Genomic DNA, 25180 nt, shown 5'->3' on the forward strand with positions numbered 1-25180 from the left:
CGCGCCGCTGATCGGCGTCGCGCTGGCCGGACTCGGCGCGGTCTGCGTGCCGACGATGATGGCGCAGTCGCACATCGAACGCGGCGCGCTGGTGCCGGTGCTGAAGGAGTTCATGCCACGCGACCTCTGGCTGTACGCCGCCTATTCGCAGCGCCGTCACAACAGTGCCGCGCTGCGGGCGCTGCTGGACTTTCTCGAAGCGCGCGTGCGAGACCCCGAGCCCCAGGCCGAATCCGAGGAAAGCCGCCCCGCGGCCGGCGGCCGACGCGCAAAACAGCCGCCGGCTGCCTGAAACCCGCGCGGACGGCGCGAACCGGCGACGGCCGGCGCGGGGGGCCGGCTCAGCCCAGGTGCCTGGCGAAGAACGCCAGCGTGCGCTCCTTGGCCAGCCTGGCCGCCGACGCGTCGTAGGAGCCGCGCTGGTCGCAGTTGAAGCCGTGGCCGCATTCGTAGACCTGGACCTCGACCTCGGGATGCGCCTTCCTGAAGGCATCGACGGTGTCGAGCGGAATCCAATGGTCGTTGCTGCCGAAATGGACCAGCACCGGTACCTTGGGCTCGAGCGCGCTTTCCTTCGGCGTGGTCATGCCGCCGCCGTAGTACGGGGCCGCCGCCGCCAGGCCCGACACGCCGGCCGCCGCGCGCCAGGTCAGCAGGCCGCCCCAGCAATAGCCCACGATGCCGACCTTGCCCGCCCGCGCCGCGTGATCGACCGCGGCCTGGATGTCCTGCAGCACGCCGGGCGCCGGCAGGGCCTCGACCGCGGTCTTGAGCGCAAAGCCGGCCTTCAGGTCGTCGTCGGTGTAGCCCAGCTCGACACCCTGCCGCGCGCGGTGAAAGGTCGCCGGCGCCACCGCCAGGTAGCCTTCGGCCGCATAGCCGTCGGCCACCGCGCGAATGTGCGAATTGACGCCGAAGATCTCCTGCACCACGACGACGGCACCCCGGGGCTGGCCCGCCGGCTCGGCCACGTAGGCGGGAAAGCTGAAGCCGTCGCTGGCTGTGAGATCGATGAATTGGCCCATGGTCATGCTCCGGTGGTGGATGCCTGGCGCTTGAGGGCGCGTTCGACGAAATCGAGGCGGTCCTGGCCCCAGAAGATCTCGCCGTCGATCACGTAGCTCGGGGCGCCGAAGACCTTGGTGTCGATGGCCTGCTGCGTGTAGTCCTCGTAGCGCTCCTGCACCGCCTGGCTTTGCGCCTGGCCGGCGCAGCGGGCGTCGAGCCCGCATTCCGCCGCCAGCGCTTCCAGCACCTTGGGGTCGGCGATGTTGCGTTCCTGAACCCACACCGCTGCGAACACCGCGCCGCAGAGCTTCATCGCGGCCTCGGTGCCGTCGTGCAGGTCGGCCGCGATGATGAGCCGGGCGGCATCGTCGCTGGCCACCGGGAAGAACTTGGGCTTGGGGTTCAGGGCGATGTCCAGGTGCTGCGAGAAGCGGGCCAGGTCCACCAGGCGGTAGGCCTGCCGCTGCGGCGCGCGCTTGCCCAGGGGCAGCCCGCCCGAGACCGGGAACACGGCGCCGAAATCGATCGGCCGAACGCGCACCGTGGCGCCCGCGGCCTTCGCGATGGCGGCGAAGCGCGCATGGCCGAGGTAGGTCCAGGGGCTCTGCGGCGTGAAGTAGTAGTCGATGCTGCGGCTCAAGAGCGTCTCCTCGATGATGTAATCCGCTGTGGTTTTAACTGACGCGCGGCTTTCGTGCAGGAGGTGGGATTTGGACCAGGTGCTCTTGATCACCGGCGGCAGCCGCGGCATCGGCGCCGCGACCGCGCTGCTGGCGGCGCGCCGCGGCTACGCGGTCGCGGTCAACTATGCCAGCAACTCGCTGGCCGCCGACGAAGTGGTGCGGGCCATCCGCGCCGCCGGCGGCACCGCGATGACGGTCCAGGCCGACGTCGGCGACGAGGCGCAGGTGCTCGCGATGTTCGAGAAGGTCGACGCCAAGCTCGGCCGCCTGACGGCGCTGGTCAACAACGCCGGCGTGGTCGACATGCAGTCGCGCGTCGACCAGATGAGCGTGGCGCGGCTCGAACGCATGCTGCGCATCAACGTGATCGGCAGTTTCGTCTGCGCCCGCGAGGCGGTGCGGCGCATGAGCACGAAGCATGGCGGCGGCGGCGGCGCGATCGTCAACCTCTCCAGCGCGGCCGCGCGCCTGGGCTCGCCGGGCCAGTACGTGGACTACGCCGCCAGCAAGGGCGCGATCGAGAGCTTCACGATCGGCCTGGCCAAGGAAGTGGCCGAAGAAGGCATCCGCGTCAACGCGGTGCGCCCGGGCCTGATCGACACCGAGATCCACGCCTCGGGCGGCCTGCCCGAGCGCGCCTTCCAGCTCGCCTCGACCGTGCCGATGAAACGCACCGGCAGCGCCGACGAGGTGGCCCACGGCATCCTGTGGCTGCTGTCGGCCGAGGCCGGCTACGTCACCGGAACCTTCCTCGACGTCACGGGTGGACGCTGATGGCGCCCCCCGCGATGGATCTGATCAAGCCGCTGATCACGCTGCTGGCCATCGTGAACCCGCTGGCGATCGTCCCCTTCTTCATCCACTACACGCAGGGCTGCACCGACCAGCAGCGCAAGCGCACGGCCTGGGTGTCGGCCTTCAGCGCCTTCATCGTGATCGCGGTCAGCGCGCTGCTGGGGCTGCAGCTGCTGTCCTTCTTCGGCATCTCGATCGCGAGCTTCCAGGTCGGCGGCGGCATGCTGCTGCTGATCAGCTCGCTCTCCATGCTGAACGCCGAGCCGGCGGAGTCGAAGACCAACAAGGAGGAGATCCGCGCGACGGAGGTGAAGGCATCGCTCGGCGCCTCGATCGCGGTCGTGCCGCTGACCATCCCGCTGCTGACCGGCCCGGCCACCATGTCGACGGTGGTCATCTTCGCCGACCGGACGCAGCATGTCTGGGAGCTCGCGATCCTGGTCGGGTACGGCGTGGTGATCGGCCTGGCCACCGGCGTCACCTTCTCGCTGGCCGAACCGATCTCGCGGGTGCTCGGCAAGACCGGCATCAACGTCATGACGCGGCTGATGGGCCTGATCCTGGCGGCGCTGGCGGTCGAGGTGATGGCCGACGGGCTGGGCACCCTGTTCCCGGTGCTGCACCGCGCCACCTGAGCGCTACGCGCCCAGGTCGACGATGCGCGGCACGATCGCCTCGCCATCGATCCGCAGCTCGGCCACCGAGACCGGCAGCCTGAAGCGGCGCGGCCCCGCACTGCCGGGATTCAGATAGAGCACCGCGCCGCGCTGCTCGGCCCGCGGGCGGTGTGAATGGCCGGACACCACGACGCGAATGCCGGCCGCGACCGGGTCGATGCGCAATTGCGCCAGATCGTGGATCGCGAAGAGGCGCAGGCCACCGGCTTCCAGCAGCGCCGTTTCCGGCACCGCCTCGGCCCAGGCAGCGCCATCGTTGTTGCCGCGCACCACGGTCAGCGGCGCCAGCGCGGACAAGGCGTCGATGATCTCCAGCCCGCCGATGTCGCCGCCGTGCACGATGTGATCGCAGCCGCGCAGGAAGTCCAGCGCTTCGGGCCGCAGCAGCCCGTGGGTGTCGGAGATGATGCCGATGCGCATGGCGGCTGCCGATGGTCTCGGACGCGCCGGCCTACTGCGCGTCGACCCAGGCCACCAGCTCGGCCACCACGACCTCGCTGGCCGCCGCCAGGGCCTTGACGCCGCCGGGCCCGTCGGGGGTCGGCGCGGGCTTGCGGACCGTGAAGCTGCGCTGGGCCAGCACCTTGTCGCCGGCGGGCTGGCTGCGGGTCAGCGTGGCGCTCACGCGCACCAGGCCGATGCTGCGCTCGGGCGACTCGAAGTACTGGCTGAACTCCTCCAGCGTGACGCGCAGGGTGTCGGGCAGGCGGCCCGCGCTGCGGGCGATGGTGGCGCTCTCCTCCGGGCCCAGCACCGTGCGGCCGGCCGAGAGCGCTTCGCGCAGGCGCTGGCGCAGCAGCTGCGCCGGCGGCTGGCTCCAGCGCGACTGGCCGTAGGGCCGCAACTCGTTCGAATCCGCGTAGCCGAGGCGGTACAGCAGCTGGGTGCCGTCGAGCCGCGAATTGGCATCGACTTCGGCCAGCGCGATCATCGGCCGCGCGCGCGGGGCCGGCGAGGCGGCGGCAGCCGGTGCCGGCACCGTGTTGCCGGGCCCGAAATCGTAGAGGGCGGCCCGGGCCGGCTTGTCGGGCAGCGCGCCGCAACCCGCCAGCAGCAGCGCGGCGGCCAGGCCGGCGAGGGAATGCTTCAGAGCGTCGTTCATGGGAGTCATGGAATGGCCTTCACGGACTCGCGGTCACCGCCGGCGCGGAGAAGCCGGGTTCGCCCGGACCGGCAACCACGCCGCCATTGCCGAACAGCAGCGACTGCGGGTTGTCGCTGATACCGTCGGCCGCGCGCCCGAGACGGCGCACCGCGCGGGAGGTGTCGTCGGCGACGCGGTTCACGCGCGGCAGCGTGGCGTTGTTGAAGGAATCCACCGCTTGCGACAAGGCCTTGGTGCCGTCGCCCAGGCGGTCGATCGGGCCGTCCTTGGCGTTCAGGCGGGTCGCGGTGGCACTGAAGTTGTTGGCCACGCGCGAGACGTCCGCGGCAGCGGCCTTGACCGTCACCATGGTGTCCTTGGTGCGCTCCACCAGCGGCGGCAGCGCCTTGAGCGCCGGGTTCAGCCCGGTCTTGACGGTGTTGTCGAGCGACTTCGTGAGCTGATTGGCACCCGCCGCGGCGGCCGAGATGCTCTCCAGGGCATCGGCGATGCGCCTCTGGTTGTCGTCGCCGAGCAGCGTGTTGACCCGCTGGGTGACTTCCTCGACCCGGTTGATGATGGCCTCGCCACGGTCCTGCAGCTGCGCCAGCAGCGAAGGCCTGAGCGGAATGCGCGGCGGGTTGGCGTTGTCGGGCACCAGCGAGACCTGGGATTCGCCCCGGTCGTCGAGCGCGATGAAGGCCAGCCCCGTGACGCCCTGATAGCTCAGCGTCGCGAAGGTGGAGGTGGTGAGCGGCACGCGCTCGTCGACGCTGATGCGCACGCGCACATTGCCCTTGACCTTGGGGTCGAAGTCGATCGACGCGACCTTGCCGACCGCGATGCCGCGGTAGCGCACCATCGCCTGCGGCTGCAATCCGCTCACCGGGTCGCGCGTGGACAGTTCGTACATGTTGCGCACGGTGTCGTCGCGCGTGAGCCAGACCACCAGCGCCACGAGCACGGCGGCCAGGCCGAGCACGAAGGCACCGGCAGCGATGGCATGGGACTTGTTTTCCATGGCGGCTACCTTTGGTTCAGAGGAGCCGGCCGGCTGGCTGCCCCTTCATGGAGCGCTTCCACGGCGCGTTTGCCGCGGCCACCGAGGAAGTACTCGTGGATGAACGGATGCGGATAGGCGATCACCTCGCGCACCGTTCCGGAAACGATCACCTTCTGGTCGGCCAGCACCGCGATCCGGCTGCTGAGGTCGAACAATGTGTCGAGGTCGTGCGTGACCATCACCACCGTGAGGCCGAGCTCGCGATGCAGGCCGCGCAGCAGGTCGCAGAAGCCGTCGGCGCTTTCGGGGTCCAGACCCGCCGTGGGCTCGTCGAGCAGCAGCAGCGGCGGATCCATGATGAGCGCGCGTGCCAGCGCCACCCGCTTGATCATCCCGCCCGAGAGATCGGACGGGCTCTTGGCGGCCTGCTGCGGACTCAGGCCGACCATCTGCAGCTTGACCAGCGCGGCGTCGCGGATCAGGTCGTCGGGCAGCAGCTTGAGTTCGCGCAGCGGGAAGGCAATGTTGTCGAGCACGCTGAAGGCCGAGAACAGGGCGCCGTGCTGGAACAGCATGCCGACGTTGGCGGCGCCCATCGCGCTGAGCTGGCCGGGCGGCCGGCCCAGAACCGTGAGCTCGCCCTTCGCCGGATGCTCGAGCCCGAGGATCTGGCGCAGCAGCACGGTCTTGCCGGTGCCCGAGCCGCCCACCAGCGACAGCACCTCGCCGCGGAAGAGGGTCAGGTCGAGATCGCGGTGCACCACCTGGTCGCCGTCGGGCGTCTTGAAGACGGTCCAGAGCTTGCGGATGTCCACCACGCGCTCGGCCTCGTTGGACGGAAGGTCGGCCATCAGCGCAGTCCCACGCCCTTGAACAGCACCGCGAACAGCGCATCGACCAGGATGACCACCGTGATCGAGGTCACGACCGAGGAGGTGGTGCCGCGGCCGAGGCTTTCGGTGTTGGGCTTGACCTTCAGGCCGAAGTAGCAGCCGATCAGCGCGATCAGGACGCCGAACACGGCCGACTTGGCCAGCGCCAGGTACAGGTTCGACATCGGCACCGCGCGCGGCAGCGCCGACAGGAAATAGGCCGGCGAGATGTCGAGCGCGAGGTCGGCCGCGATCATGCCGCCGAACAGCGCCGCCATCGAGGTCCACATGCTGATCAGCGGCATCGAGATGGCCAGCGCCAGCACCCGCGGCATCACCAGCCGGAAGCCGTGCGGGATGCCCATCACGCGCATGGCGTCCAGCTCCTCTGTGACCCGCATGACGCCGATCTGCGCGGTAATGGCCGAGCCCGAACGGCCCGCGATCAGCACCGCCGCCAGCACCGGGCCGAGCTCGCGGATCAGCGACAGGCCGAGGATGTTGACGATGAAGGTCTCCGCGCCGTACTGGCGCAGCTGCTGCGAGGTCAGGTAGGCCAGCACCACGCCGATCAGAAGTCCCACCAGCGCCGTGATCGGCAGCGCGGTGGTGCCGAACTGGTAGATCTGGCCCGAGAAATCGCGCCAGGGGCCGCGGTGCGGCGCTCGGGCCAGCTTGCCGAGGTCGAGCGTGAGCTGGCCGATCAGGCCGAGGAAATCGCGCGCCGCGAACATCATGCGCGGCCCGTTGTGGGCGAAGGCCTTGAAGCGCGCGGCCAGCGTCACCGCAGGCTCGATGGGCGCGCTGCAGGTGTACAGCGCGACCTGGTCGAGCACGGCCTTGTGCCGCGAGTCCATCTCGACGCGAGCCGGCCAGGCCTGCTGCCAGTGATCCCAGAGCAATTGGGCGCCGATGTGGTCGAGCTGCTCGATCGGCCGCAGGTCCCAGGTCTGATCGGCCTGCGCGGGAACCCCTTTCAGGCTCTCGGACAGGACGCTCCAGGCGGTCGGGGCGGACATCGCCAGCACGGTCCATCGGCCGCTGGCGATCGCCCATCGGCGGCCCTCCTGTTCACGCTCCGCGACGAGCGGCGGCGCGCCCTGCGCATCTGGCGCGTCGGCGGGCATCGGCGAATCGGTCGGCATGGAGGCGGCGGCAGGTCGTACAGCGAAAAACGCAACATCGTAACCGGGTGCGTCTGCGCCGGAGCTCGCGATGGCCGCCCTGCGTGCAGGCGTTCGCGCAACCCGCGGGCGTTTGCCACAATCGGCGCTGGACCGCACTCTCCCCGTCCTGTCCCGCCACTCCCCCACTCGCCGGCCGTGCCGGCAGGAGAACACCATGCAGATGAGCAAGACCCCGATCCATCACTTCGTCGGCGGCCGCGTCGCGGCCCCGAAGTCCACCCGCGCCCAGGACGTCTTCAACCCGGCGACCGGCGCCGCCACCGGCAGCGTGGCGCTGGCCAACCGCGCCGACGTCGATGCAGCGGTGGCCGCCGCCCAGGCCGCCTTCCCGGCCTGGGCCGACACACCGCCGATCCGTCGCGCCCGCGTGATGTTCAAGTTCCTCGAACTGCTGAACCGGCACAAGGACGAACTCGCCCACCTGATCACCGCCGAGCACGGCAAGGTCTTCACCGACGCGCAGGGCGAGGTCACGCGCGGCATCGACATCGTCGAGTTCGCCTGCGGCATCCCGCAGCTGCTCAAGGGCGACTTCACCGACCAGGTCTCCACCGGCATCGACAACTGGACCCTGCGCCAGCCGCTGGGCGTGGTGGCCGGCATCACGCCGTTCAACTTTCCGGTGATGGTGCCGATGTGGATGTTCCCGGTGGCGATCGCCGCCGGCAACACCTTCGTGCTCAAGCCCAGCCCGACCGACCCGAGCCCGTCGCTGCGCATGGCCGAGCTGCTCAAGGAGGCCGGGCTGCCCGACGGCGTCTTCAACGTCGTGCAGGGCGACAAGGAGGCGGTCGACGCGCTGCTGGACCACCCGGACGTCAAGGCCGTCAGCTTCGTCGGCTCGACCCCGATCGCCAACTACATCTACGAGACCGGCGCGCGCCACGGCAAGCGGGTGCAGGCGCTCGGCGGCGCCAAGAACCACATGGTGGTGATGCCCGATGCCGACATCGAGCAGACCGTGGACGCGCTGATCGGCGCGGGCTACGGCTCGGCCGGCGAGCGCTGCATGGCGATCTCGGTGGCGGTGCTGGTGGGCGACGTGGCCGACCGCGTGATGCCGCTGCTGACCGAGCGCGCCAGGACGCTGAAGGTGCGCAACGGCACCGATCTCGAGGCCGAGATGGGCCCGATCGTGACGCGCGCGGCGCACGAGCGCATCACGGGCTATATCGCGCAGGGCGAGAAAGAGGGCGCGAAGCTGGTGGTGGACGGCCGCGGCTTCGACGGCGACGCGGCAGGAGAAGGCTGCAGCGACGGCTTCTGGATGGGCGGCTCGCTGTTCGACCACGTCACGCCCGAGATGCGCATCTACAAGGAAGAGATCTTCGGCCCGGTGCTGTCCTGCGTGCGGGTGCACGACCTCAAGGAAGCGGTGGACCTGATCAACGCCCACGAGTTCGGCAACGGCGTGAGCTGCTTCACGCGCGACGGCAACGTGGCGCGCGAGTTCAGCCGGCGCATCCAGGTCGGCATGGTGGGCATCAACGTGCCGATCCCGGTGCCGATGGCCTGGCATGGCTTCGGCGGCTGGAAGAAGAGCCTGTTCGGCGACATGCACGCCTACGGCGAGGAAGGCGTGCGCTTCTACACCAAGCAGAAGTCGATCATGCAGCGCTGGCCCGAGAGCACGCCCAAGGGGGCCGAGTTCGTGATGCCCACGGCAAAATGATGGCTCCACAGACATTCAAGGCCAGGAGCCCCGCGGAACCGGCTTCGCCGGGCCGCTGGGGTTGCCCCCGGAGCGGGGGTGTCAGAGCCACACGAAGTGGGCGAGGCTGGGGGAGAGCTTCATGAGCGACACCACCTTCGACTACATCGTGATCGGCGGCGGCACCGCCGGCGCGCTGATGTGCAACCGCCTGACCCGCAGCTCGCAGCAGCGCACCCTGCTGATCGAGGCCGGGCGCAAGGACGACTACCACTGGATCCACATCCCGGTGGGCTATCTCTACTGCATCGGCAACCCGCGCACCGACTGGCTCTACAGCACCGAGCCCGATGCCGGCCTGAACGGCCGCACGCTGCGCTACCCGCGCGGCAAGACGCTGGGCGGCTGCTCCAGCATCAACGGCATGATCTACATGCGCGGCCAGTCGCGCGACTACGACCAGTGGGCCGCGCTCACCGGCGACGACACCTGGCGCTGGAACAACGTGCTGCCGGCCTTCAGGCAGCACGAGGACTACTACCTCGGCGCCGACGAGATGCACGGTGCCGGCGGCGAGTGGCGGGTCGAGAAGCAGCGCCTGCGCTGGGACATCCTCGACGCCTTCGCGCAGGCGGCGCAAGAGGCCGGCATCCCGCACAGCAGCGACTTCAACCGCGGCAGCAACGAGGGCGTGGGCTACTTCCAGGTCAACCAGAAGGACGGCTGGCGCTGGAACACGGCCAAGGCCTTCCTGCGGCCGACCTGCTACGGCCGGCCCAACTTCGAGATGTGGGTCAACGCCCAGGTGACGAAACTGATCGTCGAGACGCGGGCCGACGGCACGCGGCGCTGCACCGGCGTGCAGGTCTGGGACGGCCACGAAATGGTCACGGCGTATGCGACCCGCGAGGTGCTGCTGTGCGCGGGCAGCATCGGGTCGCCGCAGCTGCTGCAGCTGTCGGGCATCGGTCCGGCCGAGCTGCTGAACCAGCACGGCATCGAGGTGGTGGCCGACCTGCCCGGCGTCGGCGCCAACCTGCAGGACCACCTGCAGATCCGCGCGGTCTACAAGATCCAGGGCGCGCCCACGCTCAACGTGATGGCCTCGTCGCTCTACGGCAAGGCGAAGATCGGCCTGGAGTACCTGCTCAAGCGCAGCGGGCCGATGAGCATGGCGCCCTCGCAGCTCGGCGCCTTCACGCGCAGTTCGCCCGAGCACGAATGGCCGAACCTCGAGTACCACGTGCAGCCGCTCTCGCTCGATGCCTTCGGCGAGCCGCTGCACAGCTTCCCGGCCTTCACCGCCAGCGTGTGCAACCTGAACCCGACCAGCCGCGGCACGGTGCGCATCAAGAGCGCGCGCTTCGGCGACGCGCCCGCGATCGCGCCCAACTACCTGAGCACCGACGAGGACCGCAAGGTGGCGGCCGATTCGCTGCGCGTGACCCGGCGCATCGCGGCCCAGCCCGCGCTCGCCAGGTACGCCCCCGAAGAATGGAAGCCCGGCATCCAGTACCAGAGCGACGAGGAGCTGGCGCGGCTGGCCGGCGACATCGCGACCACCATCTTCCATCCGGTGGGCACCACCCGGATGGGCGCCGACGGCGACCCGATGGCGGTGCTGGACTCGCGCCTGCGCGTGCGCGGCATCCAGGGGCTGCGGGTGGTCGACGCCGGGGCCATGCCCACCATCACCAGCGGCAACACCAACAGCCCGACGCTGATGATGGCCGAGAAGGCGGCCGGATGGGTGCGAGAGGCCGCCGCCGCCTCGTGATGTGTCCATTTGTTTCTGTTGGCGGGTAATCCCCGATGCACTGGCACGGTGCGTCGAACTAAAGTCTCGGCACTCGCAAACGGGCCAGCCCGCAGCGCGGGGGACCGAGGAGACATCTTTCGAAGAACCAGAACAAGCTCAGCTAAGGCATCCGCACGAGATGCCGTTTTTTTGAACAAGGCGCCGCAAGTCGGCGCCTTTTCTTTTGGGCTCGCCACCGGTGGTCTCGCGCGAGAGGGAGAGCAACCCGGGTGAGACAATTTCGTCCATGGACGTTCTGATGCTGACCCTCGCCTCGCTGTTCGCGGGTTTCATCGATTCCATCGTCGGCGGCGGCGGCCTGATCCTGGTGCCGGCGCTGTTCAGCGTGCTGCCGGGCACCGCCCCTGCCACGCTGCTGGGCACCAACAAGAGCGCCTCGGTCTGGGGCACGGCCGCGGCCGCGGCGCAGTTCCACCATCGCGTCGGCCTGCGCTGGCACACGCTGCTGCCGGCCGGCGCGCTGGCCTTCGCGGGCTCGCTGGCCGGCGCTTGGGCCGTGACCGTGGTGCCGGGGGATTTCCTGCGCAAGCTGCTGCCGCTGGTGCTGGTCGCCCTGCTGCTCTACACGCTGGCGCGCAAGGACATGGGCCGCCACCACGCGCCGCGCTTCAGCGGCCGCGCCGAACTGCTCGCCACCTGCTCGATCGGCGTCCTGCTCGGCCTCTATGACGGCTTCTTCGGGCCCGGCACCGGCAGCTTCTTCGTCTTCCTGTTCGTGCGCTGGCTGGGCTACGACTTCCTCAACGCGGCGGGCTCGGCCAAGCTGCTCAACACCATGACCAACCTGGGTGCGCTGCTGCTGTTCGGGCTCAAGGGCCACGTGCTGTGGCAGCTGGCGCTGACGATGGCGGTGGCCAACGTGGCCGGCAGCGTGATCGGCGCGCGGGTTGCGATCAAGCATGGCGCCGCGTTCGTGCGCAAGGTCTTCATCGTGGTGGTCGGCGCGCTGATCCTCAAGACCGCCTACGACGCCTTCCTTCGCTAGCGGCCGGCGCAGCCCGGCCTGTTGGTGAACACCGCGGAACCGGCTTTGCCGGGCCGCTGGTGTTGCCCCCGGCAGGGGGTGGGCGCCCGGACACGAAGTGCCGGGCAACCTGGGGGCGAGCTCAATCCGTCCAGGCGACTTCGCTCGCCACGCGCGGCTTGCCGATCGGCGCCGTGGCCTTGCCGATCTGGATGGCCGCCATGTCGGCCTCGCTCGGATACTGGTTCATGAGCCAGTAGTCGAACACGCGGCGCGCGATCGGCGCCGCGGCGCCCGCGCCCCAGCCGGCGTTCTCGACGATCAGCGCCACCGCGATCTTCGGGTCGTTGACCGGCGCGAAGGCCATGAACAGGGCGTGGTCGCGCTGGTGCTCCTCGAGCGCCTTGGCGTTGTACTTGGTGTTCTGCGCCTGCGTCACGGCCTGCGCGGTGCCGGTCTTGCCGGCGGCCTGGTAGCCGGCGCCCGCGAACACGCCGCGGGCGGTGCCGGCGGTGACCACCGCGGTCAAGCCCTCGCGGACCACGGCGATGTCGGCTGGTTTGTAGCCGAGGTTCTCGGCCGGCGGCTGCACCACCGGCTTGACCTCTCCGGTGACCGTGTCGCGGATCGCCAGCACCAGGTGCGGCCGATGCTTGATGCCGCCATCGGCCACGATCGAGGTCGCCTGCGCCAGCTGCAGCATCGTGAAGGTGTTGTAGCCCTGGCCGATGCCCAGCGAGATGGTCTCGCCGGCATACCACTTCTTCTGCTCGGGCCGGCGGTAGGCGTGGCGCTTCCACTCGGTGCTGGGCAGCACGCCGCGCACCTCGCCGCCGATGTCGATGCCGGTGATCTGGCCGAAGCCCAGCGGCTTCATCGCGTCGTGGATCAGGTCCACGCCCATCTCGTTGGCCAGCGAGTAGTAATAGATGTTGCTCGACAGCTGGATCGAGCGGCGCATGTCGACGTTGCCGATGTTGCCTTCGGGGCTGCCGAAGCGGTGGCCGCCGAAGTTGAAGTAGCCGGGGTCGTTGACCAGCACGCTGGGGCCGCGCTTGCCGGTCTGCAGCGCAGCCAGCGCCATGAAGGGCTTGTAGGTCGAGCCCGGCGGATAGGTGCCGCGCAACGCACGGTTGAGCAGCGGCTTGTCGAGCGACTCGCTGAGCTCCTTCCAGCTCTCGGTGTCGATGCCCTCGACGAACAGGTTCGGATCGAAGGTGGGCTTGCTCACGAAGGCCAGGATCTCGCCGGTCTTGGGGTCGAAGGCGACCAGGGCGCCGCGGCGCTCGCCGTACATGTCCTCGACCAGCTTCTGCAGCTTGATGTCGAGCGACAGCATGACCGTGTTGCCGGGCGTCGCCGGATGGGCGGCGAGCCGCCGCACGGCGCGGCCGCCGGCCGAGGTCTCCATCTGCTCGACGCCGGTCTGGCCGTGCAGCGTCTTCTCGTAGCTCTGCTCGACGCCGAGCTTGCCGATGTACTCGGTGCCCTTGTAGTTGGCCAGGTCCTCGTCTTCCCAGTCTTCCATCGCCGTCTTCTCGGCCTGGTTGATGCGGCCGATGTAGCCCAGCACGTGGCTGGCCAGCTCGCCGTGGGGATAGTTGCGGAACAGCCGGGCCTTGATCTCCACGCCCGGAAAGCGGTAGCGCTGGGCCGCGAAGCGAGCCACTTCCTCGTCGCTCAGGCGGGTGCGGATCGGCACCGAGTCGAAGCTGCGCGAGTCTTCCCGCAGCCGCTTGAAGCGGCGGCGGTCGCGCGGCGAGATCTCGAGCACCTCGGTCAGGGCATCGATGGTGTCCTCGAGATTGCCGGCCTTGGAGGGCGTGATCTCGAGCGTGTAGGCCGAGTAGTTGGAGGCCAGGACGATCCCGCTGCGGTCGAGGATCAGGCCGCGGTTCGGCACCACCGGCACGATCGCCGTGCGGTTGCTCTCGGCCTGCTCGGCCAGGTCTTCGTGCCGGACCACCTGCAGGTAGGCCAGCCGCGTGCACAGCAGCCCGAAGGCCACGAGCACGACCGCGCCAATCACGATCACTCGCCGCCTGAAGCGGGAGAGGTCGGCGGCGACGTTGCGGATTTCGGTCATGCAGCAGCGGGCGCCATCTTAGAGCGGCCGGTTGGCATCGGGTTCCGGGGTTCGGCGCTGCGGCGCCAGCAACACCAGGCTGACCAGCGGCCACAGGGCGGCCTCCAGCGCCGGTGCCAGCAGCAGCGTCCAGCCCGGGAAGACGCCGCCGCCGATCATGCGGATCGCGAGCTCGATCAGATGCGACAGCGCGAACAGCGGCAGCACCTGCAGCGCCTGCGAGAAGAGCGGGAACCACAGCAGGCGCCGGTGCACCATGGTCGCCAGGAAACCGAGCGTGGTGTAGGAGAGGGCATGCTGCCCGAGCATGGCGGCCTGGTGCACGTCCATCAGCAGGCCGAAGACGAAGGCCGCACCGATGCCGATGCGCGCCGGCTGGTGCACGCTCCAGAACACGATCACCAGCGCCAGCAGGTCGGGCGTCCAGGCGGCGCGGCCGAGCGGCACCATGTTGAACAGCAGGGCCATGATCAGGCTGGCCCACATGAACAGAGGACTGACGGGCAGCAGAAGCTGCTGCTGGCCGGGACGCATGATCATCGCGGGGCCGCTTCCTTCTTGTCGGTCTTCTTGGCCGCTTTCGCATCCGCCTTGGCGTCGGCCTTGGCATCCGCCTTGTCGGCCTTCTTCTTCGCGGCGACGGCCGAGGGGGAGTTGGGCGGGGTCGGCTTCGGCACCGCCTGGGCACCGGTGGGCGCGAGCACGAGCACATAGCGCGCCGCGCTCACACGGGCCACGGGCAGGCAATGGATGCGCGCGAAGGCGGAGTCGGCACGGCGCTCGATGCGGTCGATCTTCGCCACCGGCAGACCCGGAGGATAGACCCCGTCGACACCGCTGGTGGTCAGCACGTCGCCTTCCTGCACATCCGAATTCGCCTGCATGAAACGCAGCTCGAGCCCGCCGCCGTGCGCGCTGGCGTCGCCGAAGGCCACGCTGCGCGCGCCGGTGCGCACGTTCTGCACCGGGATCGCCAGGTCGCGGTCGATCACCAGCGTGATCTCGCTCGAGAAGGGCTGCACCTGCGTCACCTGGCCGAGCACGCCGAGCTCGTCGATCGCCGGCGAGCCGGGCACGATGCCGTTGGTGAGGCCCTGGTCGATCACCAGCTTGCGGGTGTACGGATCGGCCGCGTCGTAGAGCACCTCGGCCACCCGGCCCGGGGTCTGGGTGGTCTGGCGCAGTTCGAGCATGGCGCGCAGGCGCGCGTTCTCCTGCGCGAGGGTGTCGGCCTGGCTGGCGCGCTCGGACTGCAGCGCGAGCGCCTTGCGGGCGTCCGCCTCGTTGCCTTGCGCGGTCTGCAGGTCCTCCAGGTAGCGCCCCCCGCCGGCCACCAGCTGCACCGGCTTGAGCGCCAGCCACTGCACCGGATAGAGCACCGTGCCGATCGCCAGCCGGATCGGCTGCACAAGGTGGAAGCGCGCGTCGGCCACCATCAGGAACAGCGCCAGCGCGCTGAAGAAGATCAGCTTGCTCAGCGCCGACGGCCCCTGGTTGAAGAGGGGCGGTGCAGTTCGATCGAGAGTGCCAAGCGGCATGACGCTTTATGCCACGACAGCAGCGCTATTTAAATGGTTCGGGAGGTGCCGCGGAACCGGCTCCGCCGGGCCGCAGGCGCCGCCCCCGGTAGGGGGTGGGAGCGCGACACGAAGTGCGCGCGACCTGGGGGCGAGCTATTCACTAGTGAAGATGCTTCCGAGGCGGTCCATGCGCTCGAGTGCGATGCCGCAGCCGCGCACCACGCAGGTCAGCGGGTCTTCGGCCACCAGCACCGGCAGGCCGGTCTCTTCGGCCAGCAGGCGGTCGAGGTCGCGCAGCAGCGCGCCGCCGCCGGTCAGCATCATGCCGCGCTCGGCGATGTCGGCGCCGAGTTCGGGCGGGGTCTGTTCGAGCGCGTTCTTGACGGCCGAGACGATGTTGTTGAGCGGATCGGTCAGGGCTTCCAGCACTTCGTTGCTGCTGATCGTGAAGCTGCGCGGCACGCCTTCGCTGAGGTTGCGGCCCTTGACTTCCATCTCCTTGACTTCGGAGCCCGGAAAGGCCGAGCCGATGTTCTTCTTGATGACTTCGGCCGTCGGCTCGCCGATCAGCATGCCGTAGTTGCGGCGGATGTAGTTGATGATGGCCTCGTCGAAGCGGTCGCCGCCGACGCGCACGCTGCCCTTGTAGACCATGCCGCCGAGCGAGATCACGCCGACTTCGGTGGTGCCGCCGCCGATGTCGACCACCATCGAGCCGCTGGCCTCGGACACCGGCAGGCCGGCGCCGATCGCGGCGGCCATGGGTTCCTCGATCAGGTAGACCGAGGTGGCGCCGGCCGCTTCGGCCGCGTCCTTGATCGCGCGGCGCTCGACCTGGGTCGAGCCGCAGGGCACGCAGATGATGATCCGCGGGCTCGGCGTGAGCAGCGAGCGCGGGTGCACCATCTTGATGAACTGCTTGATCATCTGCTCGGTGATCACGAAGTCGGCGATCACGCCGTCCTTCATCGGGCGGATGGCCTCGATGTTGCCGGGCACCTTGCCGAGCATCGCCTTGGCTTCGCGGCCCACGGCCTGGATCACCTTCTTGCCGTGCGGGCCGCCTTCGTGGCGGATCGCGACGACCGAGGGCTCGTCCAGGACGATGCCCTTGTTGCGGGCGAAGATCAGGGTGTTGGCGGTGCCGAGGTCGATCGCCAGGTCGGTCGAGAAGTACCGACGAAAAGCTCCAAACATGGTGGAATCCTCTGGGGCACGGCATGCGCGTCGGCAGCCATCGCCCTCTTTTTTGGGTCGTGTGACGGGTGGTTTGAAACGTTTTTGCGGCAAATGCCGGCGCGTTCGCGGGGGTTGCGGCAAAGGCGGGATAATACCCGAATCCCCTGACTCTCCCGCGGTTTCACGCACCTTTGCGGGGGGTGAACACGCCCGATTTTCGCGTCAGAACGCTCTTTTTTTCGATGTCCCTCACTTCCAACGATATCGCGCGCATCGCTTCGCTCGCGCGGCTCCAGCTGGCCCCCGACGAAAGCGAGCGCATGCTCGGCCAGATCAACGGCTTCTTCGACCTGGTCGAGCGCATGCGCGCGGTCGACACCGCCGGCGTCGAGCCGCTGGCCCACCCGGTCGCCGCCATCGAGGACATCACGCTTCGGCTGGCCGACGACGTGGTGAGCGAGCCCAACAACCGCGAGGCCAACCAGCGCAGTGCGCCGGCGGTCGAGAACGGCCTGTTCCTGGTCCCGAAGGTGATTGAATGAGCGGCGAACTTCACCAGATGGGCGTGGCCGGGCTGGCCGCGGCCCTGCGCCAGCGCAAGGTGTCGGCGGTCGAGGCCGCCCAGCACCACTTGTCCCGGATCCGGACCCACCAGGACCTCGGCGCCTTCGTGGCGCTCGACGCAGACCTCACGCTGGCCCAGGCCCGCGCCGCCGATGCCCGCATCGCCGCCGGCTCCGGCGCGGTGCTGGAGGGCGTGCCGATCGCCCACAAGGACATCTTCGTCACCGCCGACCTGCCGACCACCGCCGGCTCGCGCATCCTGGCGGGCTACCGCTCGCCCTTCGACGCCACCGTGGTGCGCAAGCTGGCCGAGGCCGGCGCCGTGACATTGGGCAAGCTGAGCTGCGACGAGTTCGCGATGGGCTCGGCCAACGAGAACGTCGCCGTGCCCGCGATCGGCTTCGACCACGCGGTGCCGGTGCGCAACCCGTGGGACACCGACCGCATCCCCGGCGGCTCCTCGGGCGGCAGCGCCGTGGCCGTGGCGGCCGGCCTGGCCCCGGCCGCCACCGGCACCGACACCGGCGGCTCGATCCGCCAGCCGGCCTCCTTCTGCGGCGTCACCGGCATCAAGCCGACCTACGGCCGCGCCTCGCGCTACGGCATGGTCGCCTTCGCCTCCAGCCTCGACCAGGCCGGCCCGATGGCCCGCTCGGCCGAGGACTGCGCCCTGCTGCTGTCGGCGATGTGCGGGCCCGACCCCGACCGCGACTCGACCTCGCTGGCCCGCCCGGCCGAGGACTTCTCGCGCTCGCTCAAGGATTCCCTGGAGGGCTTGCGCATCGGCGTGCCGAAGGAATTCTTCGGCGAAGGCGTGGCGCCCGGCGTGCGCGCCGCGGTCGACGCCGCGCTGGCCGAGTACGAGAAGCTCGGCGCGCGCCGCGTCGAGATCACGCTGCCGCGCACCGAGCTGTCGATTCCCGTCTACTACATCATCGCGGCCGCCGAGGCCTCGAGCAACCTGAGCCGCTTCGACGGCGTCAAGTTCGGCCACCGCGCCAAGAACTACCGCGACCTGGCCGACATGTACGCCCAGACCCGCGAGGAAGGCTTCGGCGACGAGGTCAAGCGCCGCATCATGATCGGCACCTACGTGCTCTCGCACGGCTACTACGACGCCTACTACCTGCAGGCGCAGAAGGTGCGCCGCATGATCGCGGACGACTTCCAGCAGGCCTTCGCCCAGTGCGACGTGATCGCCGGACCGGCCGCGCCCAGCGTGGCCTGGAAGCTCGGCGAACACGGCGGCGACCCGGTGGCCGACTACCTGGCCGACATCTTCACCCTGCCGGCCTCGCTGGCCGGCCTGCCCGGCATGAGCGTGCCGGCGGGCTTCGACGGCGGCCTGCCGGTCGGCGTGCAGCTGATCGGCAACTACTTCGCCGAGGCGAAGCTGCTCAACGCGGCGCACCGCTTCCAGCAGGCCACCGACTGGCACCAGCGCAAGCCCGAAGGCTTTTGACATGACGACGCAGCAAGACATCACCGAACAATTGCAGGCCGGCCGGCCCACCGGCCCGCTGGTCCGCGGCTATGAAGTCATCATCGGCTTCGAGACCCATGCCCAGCTCTCGACCGCCTCGAAGATCTTCAGCCGCGCCTCGACCGCCTTCGGCGCCGAGCCCAACACGCAGGCCTGCGCGGTCGACCTGGCGCTGCCCGGCACGCTGCCGGTCATGAACAAGGGCGCGGTCGAGCGCGCCATCAAGCTGGGCCTGGCGCTGGGCTCGACGATCGCGCCGCGCAGCGTGTTCGCGCGCAAGAACTACTTCTATCCCGACCTGCCCAAGGGCTACCAGATCAGCCAGTTCGAGATCCCGGTCGTGCAGGGCGGCTCGGTCAGCTTCTTCCTCGGCGACGAGCCCAAGACCGTGCGCCTGGTGCGCGCCCACCTCGAGGAGGACGCAGGCAAGTCGCTGCACGAGGACTTCATCGGCCAGTCGGGCATCGACCTCAACCGCGCCGGCACGCCGCTGCTCGAGATCGTGACCGAGCCCGACATGCGCTCCTCCGCCGAGGCCGTGGCCTATGCGCGCGAGCTGCACAAGATCGTCACCTGGATCGGCATCTGCGACGGCAACATGCAGGAAGGCAGCTTCCGCTGCGATGCCAACGTCTCGGTGCGCAAGCCCGGCGACAAGCTCGGCACGCGGCGCGAGATCAAGAACCTCAACAGCTTCAAGTTCATGCAGCTGGCGATCGACTACGAGATCCGCTGGCAGATCGAGGAGATCGAGGACGGCCGCCAGGTCCAGCAGGCCACCGTGCTGTTCGACCCCGACACGGGCGAGACCCGCGCGATGCGCACCAAGGAGGACGCGGCCGACTACCGCTACTTCCCCGACCCCGACCTGCCGCCGCTGGCGATCGCGGCCGAATGGATCGAGCGCGTGCGCGCCGAGATGCCCGAGCTGCCGCGCGCGATGGCCGAGCGCTACGTGCGCGATCACGGCCTGTCGGACTACGACGCCGCGCAGCTCACGCAGAGCCCGGCCCTGGCGAACTACTTCCAGGGTGCGGTGGCCGCCGGCGCCAATGCCAAGCTGGCGAGCAACTGGATCACGGGCGAGATCGCACGGCGCCTGAACCAGCAGGACATCGCGATCACCGAAGCCCCGGTGACGGCAGCGCAACTCGCGAAGCTGGTCGAACGCATCGGCGACGGCACGATCTCGAACAATGCGGCGCGCCAGGTCTTCGACGCCCTCTGGACCGGCGAAGGCCAGGACGTCGACGCGCTGATCGAGGCCAAAGGCCTGAAGCAGATGAGCGACAGCGGCGCGCTCGAGACGATCATCGACGGCGTGCTGGCCACCAACCAGAAAAACATCGACGAGTACCGCGCCGGCAAGGAGAAGGCTTTCAACGCGCTGGTCGGCCAGGTCATGAAGGCCAGCCAGGGCAAGGCCAACCCGGCGCAGGTCAATGCGCTGCTGAAAGCCAAGCTGGGGTGATCTCGCTCGCCCCCAGGTTGGCTCACTTCGTGTAGCCGCCCACCCCCTGCCGGGGGCAACACCGGCGGCCCGGCGAAGCCGGTTCCGCGGTGTTTCACCAGCGGGCCTGGCTGCGCCGGCCGGATCTTTGCTTCAGGTGCGCGCGGCCTTGAGCTGGCGCTGCTGCAGCGCCCTTGTTGCCGATATCGGCAGCCGTTGCGACCACTCGCTCGATGGCTTCTCGACCAGCCTGAAAAGCAGGTAGGCCGCCGCAGTGCACACTGCAACGCCGATCGGCACCCACACGGCATGCAGCGACTCCGGCGTGCGGGGGAGCACCAGGTTGAGCAGCTTCACTCCGAGCGGGAAATGGATGAGATACAGGGAATAGGAAATGGAGCCCAGGAAAAGCGCCACCCTCAGCCGCATCGCCGGCAGGTAGCGGATCGCCAGGTAGCACGAGAGGCCTGCCGCCAGTTCGGGGTAGGAGGACTTCGGTATGGCGGCGGCGGCGGCCAGCAGGACCAGCCCTGCGGCCTCGGCCACGGGGATCCGAAGGATGGCGACGTAGCAGGCCACGAATCCCATCAGGAAATAGGGAAGATGGCGGACGACGTCCAGCTGATCGGCCCCGAACGCGGCGACCGCGGCACAGACACAGAACGAGAGGATGCGGACCAGGCGGCGCCGCGAGAAGAGGAGCGGAAAGAAAATGGAGATGAAAAGGTAATATTTCATCTCCACGATGAGCGTCCATATCACCGGATTCTCGCCCGGGACGTCCAGGTACAGGACATACTGCGACAGCTGCAGCACCGAGATCTTCGGCGCCTCGCCCTTGACCATCGCTGCCCCCAGCGAGAGCGTGAACGTGAACAGCAGCGCGACGGCGTACGTGGGCTGCAGGCGCAACAGCCGCTTGAGCCAGAACCGGCCGATGTCCGTGATCCGGTACTCACCCTTCAGAAGGCTGTAGGGAATGATGTAGCCCGAGATGACGAAGAACACCTGGACGCCGACCGCTCCGTGCTTCGCGAGCTCGGCCGCTGCCCCCGACAGTGCTGGAGCGAAGTGGCATATGCACACCATCAACGCCGCGAGGCCGCGCAGATAGTCCAGCGTGAAGATTCGGTTGCCCATGCGACTGGCTCCTTGCATGCAGTCAGGGCGCGCCGATCGCTACCGCGCTGAAGCGGCAGCCGCGCTCGACGCCCAGAGCGGCTTGAGACGCGCTTGTTCCTCGTCGAAGCGCGCATTCAGGCGCTTCTTTTCCTCTTCCTGCTCGCCGATGAAGCGGTTCTGCACCGCGACGCTCCTGGCGTTGTCTTCCATCTTGCGACGCACCGCTTCCGGGGCCTTGCTCGGGTCCTTCTTGTAGAACTCGAGCTCGTCGTCGACCTTCTTGCGGTCCTCGGCCAGTTCGCCCAGGCGCTTCCTGGCGGCCTGGATGACGACGTCGATCTGTACCAGCGCCTCGGCGCGCTCGCGGTCGTGGGTTGCCGCGTTGGGGTAGCGCACCAGCAGCGCTCGCTCGCGCCGCCGCTCTTCCAGCAGCCGGGCCGCCTGCAGTTGCGTCAGGCGTTCCCGCTCCTCGCGCTCGGCCTGCTCGCGCGCCGTGTAGGTCGGCTCGACCTTGCGGCGCATGGTGCCGCTCGGGTTGAGTTCGCGCTGTTCGCGGTCGATGCAGTCGGGGATCGGGCGGTCGGCCGTGATGGTGCGCCCGCGCGCGTCGGTGCAGCTGTAGATGCCGGCGGAGGCGGATGGCGTGCGCGCGGGCTGCTGTGCCTGCACCGCGCCGGCCGCAGCCAGCGAGAACGCCAGAAATGCCTTCAGTGCTTGCTTGCTCGCCAACATCAATCCTTCAGACGGGTTGAATCAGCCCGCGCCGTAACGTGCCCGGTACGCCAGCACGTGCTGGCGGTGGGTGCCCAGCTCGTCATCCGCGCGGCCCGAGAGATACTGTAACAAGTCGTCCAGCGTTGCAATGGAAATTACTACAAGTCCGAGCTGATTGCGTACATATTGCACGGCGCTGTGGTCCACGTCGACCCCGTTCTCGGTCGCCTTCTCCTGCCGGTCCAGTGCGATCGCGACCGCGTGCGGCGTGGCGCCGGCAGCGCGGATGGCGGCGATCGATTCGCGCACCGCGGTCCCGGCCGACATCACGTCGTCGACGATCAGCACCCGGCCCTTGAGCGGGGCGCCGACCAGCGTGCCGCCTTCGCCATGGTCCTTGGCTTCCTTGCGGTTGTAGGCGAAGGGCACGTTGCGGCCGCGCCGCGCGAGTTCGGCCGCCACCGTGGCGCCGAGCGGAATGCCCTTGTACGCCGGGCCGAAGATCATGTCGAACTCCAGCCCGCTGGCGATCAGCCGGTCTGCATAGAATTCGGCCAGCCGCGCGAGCTTGGCGCCATCGTCGAACAGGCCCGCGTTGAAGAAATACGGGCTGATGCGGCCGGCCTTGGTCTTGAACTCGCCGAAGCGCAGCACCCCCGACTCCAGCGCAAACTGCACGAACGCCTGTGCCAGTGCGCCGTCCTTTTCCATCTTTTCAGCCATAGGGAATGTCCTCGTGTTCAAACTGACCAGCCTCAACCTCAACGGCCTGCGATCGGCTGCCACCAAGGGCGTCGCCGACTGGGTCGGCGGACTGGCGCCGGATTGTATTTGCATGCAGGAAATCCGCGTCCAGGCCAGCGACATCGAGGGACGCTTCGAAGAGATGGCGGGCTTGAAGGGCCACTTCCATTTCGCCGAGAAGAAAGGTTACGCCGGCACTGCGATCTACACCAGGCATGCGCCCAGCGAGGTGGTGGTGGGCTGGGGCGATGCCGAATTCGATGCCGAGGGCCGCTACCTCGAGCTGCGCTTCGACACGCCGAAGCGCAAACTCTCGATCATCAGCTGCTACTTCCCCAGCGGCTCGTCGGGCGAAGAGCGGCAGGCGGCGAAGTTCCGCTTTCTCAAGGGCTTCTTTCCGCACCTGCGCGCACTGAAGCGCGAACGCGAGTTCATCCTGTGCGGCGACATCAACATCGCGCACCAGGAGATCGACCTCAAGAACTGGCGCGGCAACCAGAAGAACAGCGGCTTCCTGCCCGAGGAGCGCGCCTGGATGACGAAGCTGCTCGACGCCGGCGCCGAGGGCGCAGGACTGGTCGACGTCTACCGGATGCTCAAGCCCGAGACCACCGGCGACGCCTACACCTGGTGGAGCAACCGCGGCCAGGCCTATGCGAACAACGTGGGGTGGCGGCTGGACTACCACCTGGCGACGCCGAAGCTCGGCGCCCTGGCGCGACATGAGGCGATCTTCAAGACCGTCAAGTTCAGCGACCACGCGCCGATCACGGTGGACTACGACTTTTCCCTGTGAACGCCGGCGCAGCCATCTGCTGCGCCTGCCCGCCCAATGCGGACGAGCGATTTTTACACAATCGTTACAAGAAGTGACAGGCGCCGTCGGAAGTCGTGTCGAGCGACGACCACGACGTGGTGGCGCGCGACATCGAGGACCGGGGCTTTCCGCGCGGCGAACTGGTGCTGGCCAGCCTGCGCGGACGCCAGTTGCCGGTCATCGCCTATGCGTTCGCGGAATTCCTGCGCAAGCGGCTGACAGAGACGGCGGGCACGGCCTCCGCGGCCTGAGCCCGCCCCGCGTGCCGCGCCATGTGCACCTCGTGCAGCGTGATCTTGCGCACCTCGGCCTGGCTGGTCTCGATGTGCGCGCGCAGCAGCATGGCGGCCTGATCGCCGCGGTTGGCGCGGATCGCCTTCAGGATCTTGGCGTGCTCGTCGTAGGTCGCGTCGATGCGCGGCTGCTTGGTGAAGTCGAGCCGGCGGATGATCCGGATGCGGTCGGTGACGTCGCGGTGCACGCGCGCCATCTCGGCGTTGCCGGCGGCCGCGACCAGGGAGCAATGGAAGGCCTCGTCCCACTGCGCCACCTGCACCGAGTCGGCGCTGCGCTGGGCGGCGGGCACCAGCCAGATGCCGGCCAGCGTGTCGAGCAGGCTGCGGTCGACGCGATGGTCGCTCTCGCAGAGCCGGTGCACGGCCGTGGTCTCGAGCACCATGCGCAGGTCGTAGAGCTGCTCGAACTGTTCGAAGTCGAAGGGCAGCACGCGCCAGCCGCTGCGGAACAGGACTTCGACGTAGCCTTCCTGCTGCAGCCTGAAGAGCGCCTGGCGCACCGGCGTGCGCGAGACGCCGAGGCGCTCGCTGATCTCGTTCTCGGTGAAGCGGTCGCCCGGGACCAGGCTGAACTCGGCGACGTCGCGCTTGAGCTGCGCATAGACCTCGTCGGCCCGGGTGCGGAACACGGGTGCCGATGCAGCGGACTGGGAAGGCGTTCGGACGGTCGTCACACAGGCCATGTTAGTGCTTGCCCAGCGCGGCCAGCAAGGCGGCGCTCGGCGCGGTCCAGCCGACGATCGCGCCCTGGGCGCGGATCATCTCGATGGCAGCCGCCTTGAAGGCGGGGAAGTAGCTCTCGGTACAGTCCTCGAGCAGCAGGCAGTCGAAGCCGCGGTCATTGGCCTCGCGCATGCTGGTCTGCACGCAGACCTCGGTCGTGACGCCGCCGAACAGCAGGTGGGTGATGCCGCGCCGCTTCAGCGTCTCGTGCAGGCCGGTGGCGTAGAAGGCGCCCTTGCCGGGCTTGTCGACCACGATCTCGCCTTCGACGGGTGCCAGCGCATCGATGATCTGGTTGCCCGGTTCGCCCATCACGAGGATGCGGCCCATGGGGCCGACGTCGCCGATGCGCAAGGCGGGATTGCCGCGGTTGCGCTTGGCCGGTGGGCAGTCGGAGAGGTCGGGCTTGTGGGCCTCTCTGGTATGGATGACAAGGCCGCCTGCCGTTCGCCAGGCTTCGAGGGCCTTCTTCGTGGCGGGGACGATGGCCTCGAGCAGGGAGACGTCGTTGCCCAGGGTTTCTCCGAAGCCGCCGGGCTCGATGAAGTCCCGTTGCATGTCGATCAGGACCAGGGCGGTCTTGTTGATGTCGAATTCGTAGGCGAAGGGTTGCGCTTCTATCTTCATGTCTTGGCTTTCGACGATGTCAGGTTGTGGGCGCGTGGGCGGCGGCGGGCGGTATGCCCCGGGCCGGCCGACGTCACCGGCCCTTCGGGCTGCCCTGCGCTGCTCGCGGTAC

Annotated in this window: 27 protein-coding genes; 11 read left to right on the forward strand and 16 right to left on the reverse strand. The window is 68.9% G+C overall.

All coding sequences use genetic code 11. From position 1 onward, the window contains the following. Positions 1-292, forward strand: a 292-nt coding sequence (locus tag AC1D2O_RS19840) for a LysR substrate-binding domain-containing protein (protein WP_478157783.1), incomplete at its 5' end; no start/stop codon positions are given. A gap of 49 nt (positions 293-341) precedes the next feature. Here the strand turns inward: AC1D2O_RS19840 and AC1D2O_RS19845 are convergent. After that, on the reverse strand, positions 342-1025 hold the full coding sequence (locus tag AC1D2O_RS19845) for a dienelactone hydrolase family protein (protein ID WP_478157784.1): 684 nt from the start codon (positions 1023-1025) through the stop codon (positions 342-344). Between the two features lie 2 nt (positions 1026-1027). Further along, positions 1028-1648: a DsbA family protein gene (locus AC1D2O_RS19850; RefSeq protein ID WP_478093896.1), complete on the reverse strand. Its 621-nt coding sequence runs from the start codon at positions 1646-1648 to the stop codon at positions 1028-1030. 70 nt (positions 1649-1718) lie between these two features. On the opposite strand from AC1D2O_RS19850, the gene AC1D2O_RS19855 reads away from it, so the two are divergent. Next, positions 1719-2465: an SDR family oxidoreductase gene (locus AC1D2O_RS19855; protein ID WP_478093897.1), complete on the forward strand. Its 747-nt coding sequence runs from the start codon at positions 1719-1721 to the stop codon at positions 2463-2465. Positions 2466-2479: 14 nt separating this feature from the next. Continuing rightward, entirely contained in the window at positions 2480-3121 is a 642-nt protein-coding gene (locus AC1D2O_RS19860) for a MarC family protein (RefSeq protein WP_478093899.1), read from the forward strand. Positions 3122-3124: 3 nt separating this feature from the next. Here AC1D2O_RS19860 and AC1D2O_RS19865 read toward each other — a convergent pair whose 3' ends face one another. Genes AC1D2O_RS19865 through AC1D2O_RS19885 form a run of 5 tightly spaced genes read right to left on the reverse strand, consistent with a single transcriptional unit; the run spans position 3125 to position 7267 of the window. Then, positions 3125-3583, reverse strand: coding sequence for a metallophosphoesterase family protein (locus AC1D2O_RS19865; RefSeq protein WP_478093900.1), 459 nt, complete (start codon positions 3581-3583; stop codon positions 3125-3127). Positions 3584-3614: 31 nt separating this feature from the next. After that, positions 3615-4265: an ABC-type transport auxiliary lipoprotein family protein gene (locus tag AC1D2O_RS19870; RefSeq protein ID WP_478157785.1), complete on the reverse strand. Its 651-nt coding sequence runs from the start codon at positions 4263-4265 to the stop codon at positions 3615-3617. Between the two features lie 19 nt (positions 4266-4284). Continuing rightward, positions 4285-5268 (reverse strand): MlaD family protein, encoded by a 984-nt coding sequence (locus AC1D2O_RS19875; RefSeq protein WP_478157786.1) that lies wholly within the window; start codon positions 5266-5268, stop codon positions 4285-4287. Between the two features lie 5 nt (positions 5269-5273). After that, the gene (locus AC1D2O_RS19880) at positions 5274-6101 is read right to left on the reverse strand and encodes an ABC transporter ATP-binding protein (protein ID WP_478089398.1); all 828 of its coding nucleotides are present in this window, start codon (positions 6099-6101) and stop codon (positions 5274-5276) included. Further along, positions 6101-7267: an MlaE family ABC transporter permease gene (locus AC1D2O_RS19885; RefSeq protein ID WP_478089399.1), complete on the reverse strand. Its 1167-nt coding sequence runs from the start codon at positions 7265-7267 to the stop codon at positions 6101-6103. Before AC1D2O_RS19885 ends, AC1D2O_RS19880 begins: the two co-directional genes overlap by 1 nt. Positions 7268-7469: 202 nt before the next feature. Here AC1D2O_RS19885 and AC1D2O_RS19890 point away from each other — a divergent pair, with 202 nt between their 5' ends. The 3 genes from AC1D2O_RS19890 (at position 7470) to AC1D2O_RS19900 (ending at position 11764) form a co-directional block, all read left to right on the forward strand. Next, entirely contained in the window at positions 7470-8981 is a 1512-nt protein-coding gene (locus tag AC1D2O_RS19890) for a CoA-acylating methylmalonate-semialdehyde dehydrogenase (protein WP_478089409.1), read from the forward strand. A gap of 121 nt (positions 8982-9102) precedes the next feature. Continuing rightward, a complete protein-coding gene (locus AC1D2O_RS19895) occupies positions 9103-10737 on the forward strand; it encodes a GMC family oxidoreductase (protein WP_478089400.1) in 1635 nt (544 codons plus the stop codon). A 268-nt stretch (positions 10738-11005) separates the two neighbouring features. Next, complete coding sequence (locus tag AC1D2O_RS19900; RefSeq protein WP_478089401.1) at positions 11006-11764, forward strand: sulfite exporter TauE/SafE family protein; 759 nt, start codon at positions 11006-11008, stop codon at positions 11762-11764. Between the two features lie 121 nt (positions 11765-11885). On the opposite strand, the gene mrdA is transcribed toward AC1D2O_RS19900, so the two are convergent. The 4 genes from mrdA to AC1D2O_RS19920 form a co-directional block, all read right to left on the reverse strand. Beyond that, a complete protein-coding gene (mrdA, locus tag AC1D2O_RS19905; RefSeq protein WP_478089402.1) occupies positions 11886-13829 on the reverse strand; it encodes a penicillin-binding protein 2 in 1944 nt (647 codons plus the stop codon). Between the two features lie 18 nt (positions 13830-13847). Then, positions 13848-14369: a rod shape-determining protein MreD gene (gene mreD / locus AC1D2O_RS19910; RefSeq protein ID WP_478089403.1), complete on the reverse strand. Its 522-nt coding sequence runs from the start codon at positions 14367-14369 to the stop codon at positions 13848-13850. Continuing rightward, entirely contained in the window at positions 14366-15367 is a 1002-nt protein-coding gene (gene mreC / locus AC1D2O_RS19915; RefSeq protein WP_478089404.1) for a rod shape-determining protein MreC, read from the reverse strand. Before mreC ends, mreD begins: the two co-directional genes overlap by 4 nt. Positions 15368-15502: 135 nt before the next feature. Then, complete coding sequence (locus tag AC1D2O_RS19920) at positions 15503-16546, reverse strand: rod shape-determining protein (RefSeq protein ID WP_077002382.1); 1044 nt, start codon at positions 16544-16546, stop codon at positions 15503-15505. A 224-nt stretch (positions 16547-16770) separates the two neighbouring features. Here AC1D2O_RS19920 and gatC point away from each other — a divergent pair, with 224 nt between their 5' ends. From gatC to gatB, 3 genes are read left to right on the forward strand one after another with little or no spacing between them, the layout of a single operon-like run. Then, the gene (gene gatC, locus AC1D2O_RS19925; RefSeq protein ID WP_478089406.1) at positions 16771-17070 is read left to right on the forward strand and encodes an Asp-tRNA(Asn)/Glu-tRNA(Gln) amidotransferase subunit GatC; all 300 of its coding nucleotides are present in this window, start codon (positions 16771-16773) and stop codon (positions 17068-17070) included. Further along, complete coding sequence (gene gatA / locus AC1D2O_RS19930; protein ID WP_478089407.1) at positions 17067-18554, forward strand: Asp-tRNA(Asn)/Glu-tRNA(Gln) amidotransferase subunit GatA; 1488 nt, start codon at positions 17067-17069, stop codon at positions 18552-18554. The genes gatC and gatA overlap by 4 nt, the downstream gene beginning before the upstream one ends. Before the next feature lies 1 nt (position 18555). Continuing rightward, positions 18556-20046 carry an Asp-tRNA(Asn)/Glu-tRNA(Gln) amidotransferase subunit GatB gene (gatB, locus tag AC1D2O_RS19935; protein ID WP_478157787.1) on the forward strand — a complete coding sequence of 497 codons (1491 nt, stop codon included), beginning with the start codon at positions 18556-18558 and terminating at the stop codon, positions 20044-20046. Between the two features lie 132 nt (positions 20047-20178). Here gatB and AC1D2O_RS19940 read toward each other — a convergent pair whose 3' ends face one another. Genes AC1D2O_RS19940 through pyrE form a run of 3 tightly spaced genes read right to left on the reverse strand, consistent with a single transcriptional unit; the run spans position 20179 to position 22584 of the window. Next, a complete protein-coding gene (locus AC1D2O_RS19940; RefSeq protein ID WP_478087102.1) occupies positions 20179-21165 on the reverse strand; it encodes an acyltransferase family protein in 987 nt (328 codons plus the stop codon). Between the two features lie 39 nt (positions 21166-21204). Continuing rightward, positions 21205-21876 (reverse strand): DUF4124 domain-containing protein, encoded by a 672-nt coding sequence (locus AC1D2O_RS19945; RefSeq protein ID WP_478087100.1) that lies wholly within the window; start codon positions 21874-21876, stop codon positions 21205-21207. 24 nt (positions 21877-21900) lie between these two features. Further along, the gene (pyrE, locus tag AC1D2O_RS19950) at positions 21901-22584 is read right to left on the reverse strand and encodes an orotate phosphoribosyltransferase (protein WP_478087099.1); all 684 of its coding nucleotides are present in this window, start codon (positions 22582-22584) and stop codon (positions 21901-21903) included. 13 nt (positions 22585-22597) lie between these two features. On the opposite strand from pyrE, the gene AC1D2O_RS19955 reads away from it, so the two are divergent. Together AC1D2O_RS19955 and AC1D2O_RS19960 are read left to right on the forward strand one after the other, a co-directional pair. Next, positions 22598-23401: an exodeoxyribonuclease III gene (locus AC1D2O_RS19955; protein WP_478087097.1), complete on the forward strand. Its 804-nt coding sequence runs from the start codon at positions 22598-22600 to the stop codon at positions 23399-23401. 95 nt (positions 23402-23496) lie between these two features. Further along, positions 23497-23673, forward strand: a complete 177-nt coding sequence (locus tag AC1D2O_RS19960; RefSeq protein ID WP_478087096.1) for a hypothetical protein — start codon at positions 23497-23499, stop codon at positions 23671-23673. Here AC1D2O_RS19960 and AC1D2O_RS19965 read toward each other — a convergent pair. Together AC1D2O_RS19965 and AC1D2O_RS19970 are read right to left on the reverse strand one after the other, a co-directional pair. Then, positions 23607-24392 carry a GntR family transcriptional regulator gene (locus tag AC1D2O_RS19965; RefSeq protein WP_478087094.1) on the reverse strand — a complete coding sequence of 262 codons (786 nt, stop codon included), beginning with the start codon at positions 24390-24392 and terminating at the stop codon, positions 23607-23609. The two genes, AC1D2O_RS19960 and AC1D2O_RS19965, sit on opposite strands and share 67 nt — an antisense overlap. 10 nt (positions 24393-24402) lie before the next feature. Beyond that, a complete protein-coding gene (locus AC1D2O_RS19970) occupies positions 24403-25068 on the reverse strand; it encodes a cysteine hydrolase family protein (protein ID WP_478087093.1) in 666 nt (221 codons plus the stop codon). Positions 25069-25180: the final 112 nt, after the last annotated feature.

Source organism: Variovorax sp. P1_G12 (assembly GCF_056405555.1).